Here is an 11,293-nt window from a genome sequence, read left to right on the forward strand (position 1 = left end):
GAGGTACAACTAACGAACCAGTACGTTCAAAGAAGGGGCGCTGTGGACTACATGGTGGGACTGGTCGGCGCGGGCATCGGGCCCTCGCTGAGCCCTGCTCTGCACGAGCGTGAGGCGCGGCAGCTCGGGCTGAGCTACCGCTACGTGCGCATGGATCTCGACGTGTTCGGCGTCCCTCCCGAGGACGTCGGTGTCGTGGTCGCCCGCGCGCGGACCGAGGGCTTCCGCGGCGTGAACGTCACCCACCCCTGCAAGCAGCACGTACTGGCCCACCTCGACGAGATCTCCCCGGACGCCGCCGCGATCGGCGCGGTGAACACCGTCGTGTTCACCGACGGGCGGTCGGTCGGGTTCAACACGGACCGGTCCGGATTCGCCCGCGGCCTCACCACGGGGTTGCCGGGGGCCTGCCTCGAGCGGGTGGTCCTGCTCGGGGCAGGCGGCGCGGGAGCGGCAGCGGCACACGCCCTGCGCGGACTGGGCACGACGGACCTCGCCGTCGTCGACACCGATGCCGACGCTGCCGCCCGGCTCGCCCGGAAGGTGGACGCCGAGCACGGGACGCCGGCGGACCTGCCGCGGCTGCTCGCGCACGCCGACGGGCTGGTGCACGCCACGCCAACGGGCATGGCCGCCCATCCCGGCCTGCCGTTGCCGGAGACCCTGCTGGACCCACGGCCCTGGGTTGCCGAGATCGTCTACCGGCCGCTCGACACCGCGCTGCTGCGAGCGGCGAGGCGCCGGGGCTGCGACACGCTCGACGGCGGCCGGATGGCCGTGTACCAGGCCGTCGACGCGTTCGCGCTCTTCACCGGGGTCACGCCCGACGCCGACCGCATGATCCGGCACTTCGCCGAGCTCGTCGGAGCCGAGGAGGACAACCGTGCGCCCAGCCGATGAGCCGGCATCCCGCTTGGGGATCGCCACCGTCTGCCTGTCGGGAACACTCGAGGACAAGCTCGCCGCCGCAGCCGCCGCGGGCTTCGACGGAGTGGAGATCTTCGAGCCGGACCTCGTCGCCTCCCCGCTGTCTCCCGCCGAGATACGGCGGCGGTGCGCCGACTCCGGCCTGTCGATCGACCTCTACCAGCCCTTCCGTGATCTCGACTCCACCGACGCCGAGCGCTTCGCGGCGAACCTGCGGCGCGCGGAGTGCAAGTTCTCCGTCATGCAGCAGCTCGGCGCCGACACGGTCCTGGTCTGCTCCGCGGTCGCCGACGACGCCGTCGCCGACCTGGACCTGCTCGCCGCTCAGCTGCACACCCTCGCCGAGCGTGCTGCCCGTCGCGGGCTGCGGATCGCCTATGAGGCGCTGGCCTGGGGCACGCACGTCAACACCTACGAGCAGTCGTGGGAGGTGGTGCGCCGGGCCGGCCACCCCGCGCTCGGGCTCTGCCTGGACAGCTTCCACATCCTCTCCCGCGGCTCGGATCCGCGCGGCGTGCTCGACATCCCGGGGGAGAAGCTGTTCTTCCTGCAGCTCGCCGACGCGCCGAGGCTGCGGATGGACGTCCTGCAGTGGAGCCGTCACCACCGGCTCTTCCCGGGTCAGGGCGCCTTCGACCTGCCCGCCTTCCTGGAACCGGTGCTGGACGCCGGTTACGCCGGCCCGCTCTCCCTCGAGGTGTTCAACGACGTCTACCGCCAGTCCGACCCGCGGCGGACCGCCGTGGACGCCATGCGCTCGCTGCTCGCCCTGCGCGAGCAGGTCGCCCGCCGCGGTGCGGTTCCCGCCCTGACCACCGCGGCGGTGCCGCCCGCGCCGCCCGCACTCGCCGGCCACGCCTTCACCGAGCTCGCGGTCGATGACACGTCCGGCCCGCGGATCGCCCGGGCCCTGAGTGCTCTCGGGTTCGCCCGTACCGGGCGGCACCGAACCAAGCCCGTGGACCTGTGGGAACAGGACGAGGCCCGGATCCTGCTCAACGCCGGTGCGGCCCACTCCGGGCCGGGGAACGTCGCAGTGACCGCGCTCGCCGTCGAGTCGACCGATCCGCCCCTGTCGGCCGCCCGCGCCGCCGCGCTCTGCGCCCCGATCCTGCCGCGCGAGCGCGGCCCGGCGGAGGCCGATCTCGCCGCCGTCGCCGCACCTGACGGCACGTCGGTGTTCTTCTGCCGCACCGCCGCCTCCGGCGGCTGGCTCGCCGACTTCGACCGCACCCCGCCGGCGCACGGCGGCATGATCACCGGCACCGACCACGTCGCCCTCGCGCAGCCCTACGACCACTTCGACGAGGCAGCGCTCTTCTACCGTGCCGTGCTCGGGATGGATCCGGAGACCACGAGCGAGATCGCGGCGCCGTTCGGGCTGGTCCGGGACCGGACGGTGACCGCGGGCGGCGTCCGGCTCGTACTGACGGCGAGCCTGCTGCGCCGCGGCGAATGGGCGCCCGGTGTGTCCGACCCGCAGCACATCGCGTTCGCCACCCCCGACGCCCTCGCCGCGGCGCGGGCTGCCCGCGCGGCGGGCGCCCCGGTCCTCGACATCCCCGGCAACTACTACGAGGACCTGGACGCGCGCTACGACCTCGAGCCCGATCGGCTCCGCGAGATGCGCGAGCTCGGCGTGATGTACGACAGGACTCCGGACGGCGAGTACCACCACTTCGCAACCGAGCTTCTGGGCGGTCGGGTGTTCCTGCAGGTCGTGCAGAGATCGCCGCACTACGACGGTCACGGCGCAGCGGACTCACCGGTGCGCATGGCGGCACACCGCCGTCATCGGCTGCTCTCCACCACCGCCGCCGAACCGGCAGCGGGCTGACCCTGGAACTGGTGACAGCGGAATCGGTGGCACCGGGGCGCGGCTGCGTCACGCTATGTGGTGAGAGCGGCGGTGGGAAAGCCGGTGGGCGGTACCCATCCTGCCGCGCGGCCTGTACTCGGGTGGTACCAGGCCGAATCCGTCCGGACCGTTGACGGGTATCTCGTCCGACGACCGGCACGGATCATCCCGAACGGAAGGAACCTCATGACCACAGTGACGCTCGCCGAAGCCCGCACGGTCATCGCCGCCGCGGAGGCCAAGGCCGAGGAGGTCGGTCAGCCCATGAACATCGCCGTGGTCGACGAAGGCGGCAACCTCGTCGCCCACGTGCGGATGGACGGCGCCTGGATCGGCTCGGTCGACATCTCGATCAACAAGGCCTGGACCTCCCGCGCCTTCGACATCACCACGAAGCACCTCGGTGAGAACTCCCAGCCCGGCCAGGACTTCTACGGCATCCTCGCGTCCAACAACGGGAAGGTGATGATCTTCGCCGGCGGAGTCCCGCTCACCCGCGACGGGCAGGTGGTCGGCGCGGTCGGCGTCAGCGGTGGGATCGGCGAGCAGGACCAGGCCGTCGCGGAGGCGGCCGCAGCCTCCTTCTGAGGCGACGACGGGCCCGAGACCAGCGGCGGGACCGCCGGCAGCCCGGGCGAGGTCGACGCGGTGGGGGTGGGGCGCGGACGCGGCCCCGCTCAGGTCGATCTCGCGCGCGCGTGCCGGTGTCAGTTGTCGGCGTCGACGTTGTTGTGGCTCAGGACGTCCCTCTCCGCCGAGTCGTGGGAGTCGACGTAGGTCTGGGCGGCGAAGTCGTTGAAACTGTCGTCGGCGGAGTGGTTGGTGTCGTTGAACGAGCGGTCGAACTCGGTGGAGTTGTCGATCGTCGTGTCGGCCTGGTTGAACGAGCCGGCCGGGTTGTAGTCGCCGGTGGCGGTCTCGCCGACCGAGAGCGCTCCGCCGCTGTCCACCCCGACGTCGCCGAAGTCGGAGTTGTTGGCGTCGCCGAGGCCGAAGGCAGCGGTGTTGTCGTCCCCCTTGATGGCGTGGTTGTCGTCGCCGATGACGTTGCCGTCGCCGCTCGTGTTGCCCTGGCCTACCTGGTTGCGGTCGCCGCTGACGATGCTGGAGTTCTCGATGTCCTCGCCCGCCGCCACTGAGCCGTCGCCGGAGGCGACCGTGGAGTCGACGTCGATGTCCTGGTCGAAGTCGCCGCCGCGGGTGTCGATCTGCTGGTGGAGGGAGTTGTCGACGATGGTGTCGCGCTCGTCGATGTGGTTGTTGGTGATGTAGGTGTTGAGGTAGCGGACGGTGGCGTCGCGGTCGCTCTCGCCGTCGTGCTTGTCCGGGGAGTGCGGGGGCACATGGACGTTGTGGTTGCCGCCGCCGTTGCCCCCGTTTCCGCTGGTGTACTCGCGGTCGTTGTCGGCGTCCTCGCTGTCCTCGAGCAGGAGGAGCGCGTCGCGGAGGTCCTCGGGCGTGATGTCGCCACAGGTGGAGAGGTAGGCCGCAGGGTCGTCCCGGTACGAGGCCATCGCCTCCGGGTCACGGAACAGGCTGAACAGCAGATCGAGCAACGAGGTCGAGGTGGTCATCTCGGGTCATCTCCCGGTCGATGGTCGTTTCGCGGGTCGCCGGTGGCCGGCGTGGGACGAGGGAGCGGTGGCGCGCAGCGCGGACGGGGGGAGCGGTCCGCTCCTGCACCGCAGGAGCGGACCGCTCGGGAACGCGGATCCGGCTCCGCTCAGTCGTTGACGTCGAGGGCGTTGTGGCTCCGGTCGTCCGTGTGCACGGAGTCGTGGGAGTCGACGTCGGTGTCCGCGCGGAACTCGTTGAAGGAGTCCGCGGCGACGTCGGTCTCGTCGTTGTACGAGCGGTCGAACTCGGCGGAGTTCTTGATCGTCGAGTTGAGCTCGTTGAACGAGTCGTTCACGTCGTAGTCGCCGGTGGCGGTGTTGCCGACCGAGAGCGCGCCACCGCGGCTGACGTTGACGTCGTCGAACGAGGACTTGTTGGCGTCGCCGATGCCGAAGGCGACCGTGTTGCCGTCGCCCTCGATGACGTCGTTGTTGGTCCCGATGACGTTCTCGTTGCCGCTGAAGTTGCCCCGGCCGACCTGGTTGTCGTCGCCGCTGACGATGGAGGAACCGCTGATGTCGTCGCCGGCCCCGACGGCGCCGTCGCCGGAGGCGGTCGCGGAGTCGAGGTCGACGTCCCGGTCGAAGTCGCCACGGGAGCGGAAGTCGCCGTCCCGGAAGTCGCCGTTCCGGAAGTCGTCGTTCCGGAAGTCGTCGTTCCGGAAGTCGTTGTCCCGGAAGTCGCCGCTCCGGAAGTCGTCGTTCCGGAAGTCGTCCCGGAAGTCGTCGCCGCCGGTGACGTAGGTGTTGGTGATGTACCGGCTGAGGTAGTCGACCGCGGCGTCGTGGTCGCCGCCGTCGTAGTGGAGCGGCACCGGGGGCAGCGAGGCGAACTGCGTGTCGTTGTGACCGGTGCCGTACGCCCGGTCGAAGTCGGCGGTCTGGTTGTCCTCGATCAGGACGAGGGCGTCGCGGACGTCCGCCGGGCTCAGGTTGTCGAGGCCGTAGTTCCGCAGGGCCGCGCCGGGGTCCTGGGCGTACGCGTCGCGCGACTGTTCGTTGGCGAGCAGGTCACGCAGGAACTCGAACAGGGTCATGGGCTCGGCCATTCAGATCATCTCCGATGTTCATGGTGGTCATGGCGTTGGCACGACGCTATGAGCGGTCCACTGCCGAGCCATCGGGGATCTGCCAGGGTTCGTCGGACTCCGGATTCGGGGATCGGTCACGAAAGGGTGTAGGGGATTCTGGGAATGCGTAGGGGATCCGTATTTCCGGCCGTGTCACCCATTCGTGTCCGGGGCGATCATGGAATTGTGAGAGAAGGGCGCCTGTGCTGATCTTCCCGATCCCGAAGAATCGTCCGTCACCAGGGGGAACCGACCGCAGGCGAGGTTGCGCCGCCGCCGGGTGGAACGGTCGCCGGCAGGAGCCGCCGGGACGGTGGTCGACCGGCCCGCCGGGCCGGGGCCTGCCACGCCTCACCCGCTCGCGTTCACCCCGAAGGGGACCGCTGCTCCCGGCCCCGGACATGCCGCGAGCCCGGTCGCGGGAGGAGACCGGGCTCGGGACGGAGGGGGGCGCTCAGGGATCGGGGCTCAGGTCGGCGCCGATCTCGCGCAGCCGGGGCTCGTGCCGGCGGGCGTGATGCCCGCAGAAGAAGAGTTCGGAGCCGGTCGGGAGCAGCGCGCGCATCCGGGCGGCGGCGCTGCAGCGGTCGCAGCGGTCGTACCGGGTGAGCCGGGTGGGCACGGTGCGGTTCCGGATGGCCATGTCGTCACGCCGCCGCGAGCAGTGCTTCGCCGGAGGCGGTGAGCCGGGCAGGCCCCGACTGCGAACCGGTGTCGATCAGACCGGCTGCCGCGAGCCGGGGGCCCGCGAACTGGTCGCTGAGGAACCGGCCGTCCACGACCAGTGCCCTGTCCGCTGTGCTGGAGACCTCGCAGCGACCCGCGGCGACGGCGCGGAGAACGGCGCGATCACGGTTGCTGAGAGGGTTGGCGGCGGTGTTCATCATCGTCGTTCTCCTTCCGGTGCGGTCCTTGCGGTGACCCATGAAGGGTCCGCCGCGGGCCCTACCGGCAACCAGCCCGCTGCCCCCCGCTCCACTGGTGCGAACCCGCCACTTCCGGATGGGGGCTGACCCCCACCCGGTCCGGGCCCGCCCACACGAACGTGCACTGGTTCATGAAGGCTCATGAACCAGTGCACGTTGATCATGCTTGTGCTGCCTGCGGGGTCAGGACCGCATGCGCTCCGCGGCAGCGAGGACGGCTGCCGCGTGTGCGCGGGCGTCCTCCGGGTGGTCCAGCGTGCGGCCCGGGACGACGAGGATCCTGCGGCCGAACAGGTGGACGCCTCCGGTCCAGGTCAGCTTGTGCGGATCGTGCCCGGTCAGCCGGATCGGATCGGGCAGCTCGACGTCAGCGCGCCGGGACTTCTCCTCGTCGATGTCGGGCACGGGCCGAAGTGCGCGGACGCTGCGCAGCGGCGCCGGCTCGTGCCGGCTTCCCGGCAGCTCGATCGAGCACGGGCACAGGGACGAGCACGTCGACGCGTGGGCGTCATCGGTGTCCGGCTCCGTGACGTCGGCGGCCCGGTCACTGCACGCCTGGCTGGTGGGGACGATCGTCGGCCGGAACCGCGACGGGTAGCGGACACCCATCCACGTGCGACGGCGGTCTGCCGAGACCGTCGCCGCGGCCTTGACGGCGTCGATGAGCCGGCGGACGACCTCGTTCCTGCTCTCGGTCGCGACTCCGGTGGACTCCCAGTCGATCGAGGACACGATCCGGGCGATCTCGTCCCGATCACCCGGATCTGTCGGTCGGGGAGCGGGGGAGCGGACGATGCGATAGCCGCGGGCCTCCAGCCACGCTGCCATGTGCGCGGGAGCGCGGGTGGCAGGTGCCTGGTTCGTGCCTGAGGCGAGGAGGTAGTCCGTCATCGCGTCGGCAATCACTGCGGCTGTGTCCACGACCCCAGAGTGCGGCTCCCCCCGCCTCCGTGTCGTCATGGCCTGCGGGCATCTGCACTACCGGTTGGCAGGAACCCCTATTGGACGCCAGCGCGGAACATTCCAGCTCTTTCCCAGCGTGCTGCTGCTCAACGCCGTCCACACCCGGGTGTTCCGGCTAGCTGCAATGTGCGTGGCCGCGTCCGCTGCGATGCTGCATCAGTGCTGCGACGTTGCCTGATAGTCGACGACAACGAGCGCTTCCTCGAGATCGCCCGTATCAGCCTCGAACGTCAGGGACTGGAGGTGGTGGGGACGGCGACGACGATCGCCGCTGCCCTGCTGGAGGCGGCCGTGGTGCGCCCGGATGTCGTGCTGGTCGACGTCGCCCTCGGGAGTGAGAGCGGGTTCGAGCTCACCCGGCGGCTCGTCGAGGACTTCCCCGAGCTGCGGGCCCGGGTCGTGCTGATCTCGACGCGGGGCGAGGAGGATCTCGCCGACCTGATCGCGTCCAGCCCTGCGGCCGGGTTCCTCTCGAAGTCCCTGCTCTCGGCGGCCGCCGTGCGTGGTCTGGTGGACGCAGGCGGGAGCTGAACGGGCTGGGGCGGATGCACGAACGCCACGCGGGAGGCGGCGCAGCGCAGGCCCGCATCCGAGTGAGCATGGCGCGGCGGAGCGACACGGATGCGCGCACCGGTTAGCGTCTCGCCGCGGGAGCCGTGAGGTGGCAGATGTCCAGTTCCGACAGTCCATGTTCAGCCGGCTGAGCGGGCTGCTCACCGGCCTGTTGCTGGTGGCCGCCGTGAGCGGCCTGATCGCGATGCTCGCCCCGCACGTCCCGGTGCTGAGTCTGCTGGTGCTCTACCTGCTGGCGGTGCTCCCGGTCGCCCTCCTCTGGGGTTCGGCGATCGCGGTGGTGGTGGCAGTGGTCAGCGTCGCGGCTTTCGTCTTCCTGTTCCTCACCCCGCTCCATGTCCGGATGACGGAGGAGCAGACCCTGTTCCCGCTCGCGGTCTTCCTCGTCACGGCGGTCGCTGTCGGCCAGCTGGGAGCGCGGTCGCAGCAGCAGGCGCGGGAGTCCACCAGGCTCAGTGACGAGCAGGCCGCGTTGCGGCGCGTCGCGACCCTCGTCGCGCACGCGACTCCGGCGCTCGAGGTCTTCGAGGCCGTCACCCGCGAGGTGGGCCTGCTCTGTGGCGCCGACCTGGCGCGCCTGGAGCGTTACGAGGAGGACGGGACCGTGACGGGGGTCGCCGCCTGGAGCCGGGTGCCGGTCCGGCTGGCGGTGGGCACGCGGTTCGCCCTCGAGGGCTTGAGCGTCGCGGCGCAGGTGCGGTTGAGGGGTGGTCCGGTCCGTGTGGACGGCTTCGACGGTGCAAGCGGTCCGATCGCCCAGGAGGCGCTGGAGCTGAAGATCCGGTGGTCGGTCGGCTGTCCGATCGTCGTCGCCGGGAGCCTGTGGGGGGTGATCGCGGCCTCGTCGAGGAGCGATGCCCCGTTCCCGGTGAACACCGAGGCGCAGCTCGCGGACTTCACGGAGCTCGTGGCCACCACGATCGAGAACGCCCAGGGCCGCGCCGAGATCAGCGAGCTCCTCGAGAACCAGGCTGCGCTGAGACGGTTGGCCACCCTCGTCGCCCGCAACACACCCGCGTCCGAGGTGGTCTCCGCGGTCGCGTCCGAGGTGGGCGGTGTGCTCGGAGCCATCGCCACGGTCATCGTCCGTCACGACGCGGACGGCCTCTTCACGGTGGCCGCCCGGGCGGGTGAGCGTCGTGACCTGATGAGTGTGGGGTCCCGGTGGAAGATCGAGCCGCCCCACGTCGTCGCGACCGCGGTGGCCACGGGCCGGGCCGCCCTCTACGAGGGCTACGGCCAGCTGTCGGGCCGGCTCGCCGACGAGTTGCGAGACCTCGACATCCATGCGGCCGTCGCGATCCCGATCATGGTCGGCGAGCGGACATGGGGCGCGCTGTGCATCGCGTCCCGTGACGAACGCTTTCCCGCCGGCACCGAGCACCGCATGGAGGCGTTCACCGAGCTCGTCTCCATCGCCGTCGCGGACGCGGAGAGCGCGGCCGAGCTCGCCGCCTCCCGCGCCCGCGTCGTCACCGCCTCGGACGAGGCGCGGCGGAGGATCGAGCGGGACCTGCACGACGGCGCGCAGCAGCGGCTCGTCACGCTGGGGCTCGAGCTGAGCATCATGCAGAGCTCGCTGCACCCGAGCCTGAGCGAGGTGCGTGCCGGCATCGGGCGGGTCTCCGAGGAGCTCTCCGAGGTGATCGACGAGCTGCGCGAGATGTCCCGGGGGATCCACCCGGCGATCCTGTCCGAGGGAGGGCTCAGCCCGGCTCTGCGGGCGCTCGCCCGGCGTGCGGCGATCCCGGTGGAGCTCGACGTCCGGACGCAGGCCCGCTTCCGTGAGCCGGTCGAGGTGGCGGCGTACTACGTGGTCTCCGAGGCGCTCACCAACATGACGAAGTACGCCGACGCCTCGTACGCGACGGTGCTCATGGAGGAGCGGTACGGGACCATGCGGCTCTCGGTGCAGGACGACGGCGTCGGCGGTGCCGATCCGGCGCGCGGCTCCGGGCTGGTCGGCATCCGGGACCGGGTGGAGGCCCTCGGCGGGTCGTTCGAGGTCAACAGCCCCATCGAGCAGGGCACGCTGATCCAGGTCTGCCTCCCGATCCAGCCGAAGTGACGGTGGCCGTCACCGCGCCTCCAGGAACGTCAGCACCGCGAGCACCCGGCGGTGGTTGTCGTCGGTCTCGGGCAGGCTCAGCTTCGTCAGGATGCTGCGCACGTGCTTCTCGACCGTGCCCTCGCTGATCCAGAGCCGCCGGGCGATGCCCGCGTTGGAACGCCCCTCCGCCATCAGGGTCAGGACGTCGCGTTCACGGGCGCTGACCACGGCGAGGGGATCGTTCCGCTTGCGGGCGCCCACCAGTTCCTGCACGAGCGCCGGGTCGACGACGGATCCCCCTCTGGCGATCCGTTCGAGCGTGTCGATGAACTCCGCCACCTCGGTGACGCGGCTCTTGAGCAGGTACCCGATGCCCTGGCCGCTGGCCAGCAGCTCCACCGCATGCTCGACCTCGACGTGCGCCGAGAGGACGCAGATCCCGGTGCCGGGGTACTCCCGCCGGATCTCCCTGGCCGCCTCCAGACCCTCGTTGGTCTGGGTCGGCGGCATCCTGATGTCGACAATCACCAGGTCCGGTGCCGTCGCGCGCACGAGCTCGAGGAGCCGGGCAGCATCGCCTGCCTGCCCGACCACCTCGAAGCCCGTGCGTTCGAGCAGGCTCGCGAGACCTTCGCGGAGCAGGACGTCATCCTCGGCGATGACCACTCGCAGCGGGGTCATGGCTGCACGGGCGCGGGCTTTGCGCGGGCGAACGGGACCGGCATATCTCCCATGGCGGGGATTATCCCCACGTCAGGGGCCGACAGCGAGTTCTCGGTGGCACGGGCCCCGGTGTGGCGGCCGCTCAGTGCGATGTGCGCTGCGCAGTCCGCTCGGCCTGTTTCGAGGGTTCGAAGGCGCAGCCACCCGAATGGGCCTCCGGCAGAGCGCAGGTGCGGCCGGTGGGTAGATGCACGCGCCCGCACAGATGGGCTTTCGCCAGCCGTTCGTCGACGCTGCAGTTGTGGATCTCGAGTCGTTCACGAGTCGCACTACTGTCGATCTCCTGCATGATGCATCCCGGATGTCGTCGAGCAGGACAGTGACGTGGGCCACTCTGCATGGATCTCTTCCGGTCGTCGACCCCGGTCCGGGTGGTTACGCAGCGGATTGGTCTCAGCCGCCGGGTACCACCCGGAGCAGGCCCGTGGTGAGCGCGGCCGGGGTGAGGTGCCGGTAGCCGACCGTGTCGAAGACGACGAGGAGCTGGTGGGGGTCGGCCTCGAGCACGGTGCCGCCGCCCCAGGTGGTGTGCTCGACCCGGCTGCCGGGGTCCACCGGCGCCCGGCCCGGCGCCGCTGCGATGTTCG

At 70.9% G+C, this 11,293-nt stretch carries 13 protein-coding genes; 5 read left to right on the plus strand and 8 right to left on the minus strand.

Annotated elements, in window-relative coordinates; all coding sequences use genetic code 11:
• Window positions 1-51 precede the first annotated feature (51 nt).
• The 3 genes from AC5L35_RS27560 (at window position 52) to AC5L35_RS27570 (ending at window position 3,373) form a co-directional block, all read left to right on the plus strand.
• Window positions 52-900: a shikimate dehydrogenase gene (locus AC5L35_RS27560; RefSeq protein WP_495062769.1), complete on the plus strand. Its 849-nt coding sequence runs from the start codon at window positions 52-54 to the stop codon at window positions 898-900.
• Window positions 884-2,764, plus strand: coding sequence for a sugar phosphate isomerase/epimerase and 4-hydroxyphenylpyruvate domain-containing protein (locus AC5L35_RS27565; protein WP_495062616.1), 1,881 nt, complete (start codon window positions 884-886; stop codon window positions 2,762-2,764). Before AC5L35_RS27560 ends, AC5L35_RS27565 begins: the two co-directional genes overlap by 17 nt.
• Before the next feature lie 207 nt (window positions 2,765-2,971).
• Window positions 2,972-3,373, plus strand: coding sequence for a GlcG/HbpS family heme-binding protein (locus tag AC5L35_RS27570; protein ID WP_495062617.1), 402 nt, complete (start codon window positions 2,972-2,974; stop codon window positions 3,371-3,373).
• Between the two features lie 119 nt (window positions 3,374-3,492).
• Here the strand turns inward: AC5L35_RS27570 and AC5L35_RS27575 are convergent, their stop codons facing one another.
• The 5 genes from AC5L35_RS27575 to AC5L35_RS27595 form a co-directional block, all read right to left on the minus strand.
• On the minus strand, window positions 3,493-4,359 hold the full coding sequence (locus tag AC5L35_RS27575; protein ID WP_495062618.1) for a hypothetical protein: 867 nt from the start codon (window positions 4,357-4,359) through the stop codon (window positions 3,493-3,495).
• Between the two features lie 149 nt (window positions 4,360-4,508).
• On the minus strand, window positions 4,509-5,450 hold the full coding sequence (locus AC5L35_RS27580; RefSeq protein ID WP_495062619.1) for an IniB N-terminal domain-containing protein: 942 nt from the start codon (window positions 5,448-5,450) through the stop codon (window positions 4,509-4,511).
• A 475-nt stretch (window positions 5,451-5,925) separates the two neighbouring features.
• Window positions 5,926-6,114, minus strand: a complete 189-nt coding sequence (locus AC5L35_RS27585; protein ID WP_495062620.1) for a DUF7455 domain-containing protein — start codon at window positions 6,112-6,114, stop codon at window positions 5,926-5,928.
• A gap of 4 nt (window positions 6,115-6,118) precedes the next feature.
• Window positions 6,119-6,358, minus strand: a complete 240-nt coding sequence (locus AC5L35_RS27590; protein ID WP_495062621.1) for a hypothetical protein — start codon at window positions 6,356-6,358, stop codon at window positions 6,119-6,121.
• A gap of 222 nt (window positions 6,359-6,580) precedes the next feature.
• A complete protein-coding gene (locus AC5L35_RS27595) occupies window positions 6,581-7,318 on the minus strand; it encodes a hypothetical protein (protein ID WP_495062622.1) in 738 nt (245 codons plus the stop codon).
• Window positions 7,319-7,519: 201 nt separating this feature from the next.
• Here AC5L35_RS27595 and AC5L35_RS27600 point away from each other — a divergent pair, with 201 nt between their 5' ends.
• Entirely contained in the window at window positions 7,520-7,891 is a 372-nt protein-coding gene (locus AC5L35_RS27600) for a response regulator (RefSeq protein ID WP_495062623.1), read from the plus strand.
• Window positions 7,892-8,021: 130 nt separating this feature from the next.
• Window positions 8,022-10,001 (plus strand): sensor histidine kinase, encoded by a 1,980-nt coding sequence (locus AC5L35_RS27605; RefSeq protein WP_495062624.1) that lies wholly within the window; start codon window positions 8,022-8,024, stop codon window positions 9,999-10,001.
• A 9-nt stretch (window positions 10,002-10,010) separates the two neighbouring features.
• Here the strand turns inward: AC5L35_RS27605 and AC5L35_RS27610 are convergent, their stop codons facing one another.
• The 3 genes from AC5L35_RS27610 to AC5L35_RS27620 all read right to left on the minus strand — a co-directional run bounded on the left by AC5L35_RS27610 (window position 10,011) and on the right by AC5L35_RS27620 (window position 11,261).
• Window positions 10,011-10,655 (minus strand): response regulator transcription factor, encoded by a 645-nt coding sequence (locus tag AC5L35_RS27610; protein ID WP_495062770.1) that lies wholly within the window; start codon window positions 10,653-10,655, stop codon window positions 10,011-10,013.
• Window positions 10,656-10,788: 133 nt separating this feature from the next.
• Complete coding sequence (locus AC5L35_RS27615) at window positions 10,789-10,995, minus strand: hypothetical protein (RefSeq protein WP_495062625.1); 207 nt, start codon at window positions 10,993-10,995, stop codon at window positions 10,789-10,791.
• A gap of 104 nt (window positions 10,996-11,099) precedes the next feature.
• Window positions 11,100-11,261 (minus strand): hypothetical protein, encoded by a 162-nt coding sequence (locus AC5L35_RS27620; protein WP_495062626.1) that lies wholly within the window; start codon window positions 11,259-11,261, stop codon window positions 11,100-11,102.
• Window positions 11,262-11,293 lie beyond the last annotated feature (32 nt).

The organism is Pseudonocardia sp. OZ21 (assembly GCF_059359135.1).

Excerpts from the sequence above, each read along its gene's own strand:
- AC5L35_RS27570 (WP_495062617.1), top strand. The coding sequence starts at position 2,972 with ATGACCACAGTGACGCTCGCCGAAGCCCGCACGGTCATCGCCGCCGCG.
- AC5L35_RS27575 (WP_495062618.1), bottom strand. The coding sequence starts at position 4,359 with ATGACCACCTCGACCTCGTTGCTCGATCTGCTGTTCAGCCTGTTCCGT.
- AC5L35_RS27590 (WP_495062621.1), bottom strand. The coding sequence starts at position 6,358 with ATGATGAACACCGCCGCCAACCCTCTCAGCAACCGTGATCGCGCCGTT.
- AC5L35_RS27615 (WP_495062625.1), bottom strand. The coding sequence starts at position 10,995 with ATGCAGGAGATCGACAGTAGTGCGACTCGTGAACGACTCGAGATCCAC.
- AC5L35_RS27560 (WP_495062769.1), top strand. The coding sequence starts at position 52 with ATGGTGGGACTGGTCGGCGCGGGCATCGGGCCCTCGCTGAGCCCTGCT.
- AC5L35_RS27580 (WP_495062619.1), bottom strand. The coding sequence starts at position 5,450 with ATGGCCGAGCCCATGACCCTGTTCGAGTTCCTGCGTGACCTGCTCGCC.
- AC5L35_RS27585 (WP_495062620.1), bottom strand. The coding sequence starts at position 6,114 with ATGGCCATCCGGAACCGCACCGTGCCCACCCGGCTCACCCGGTACGAC.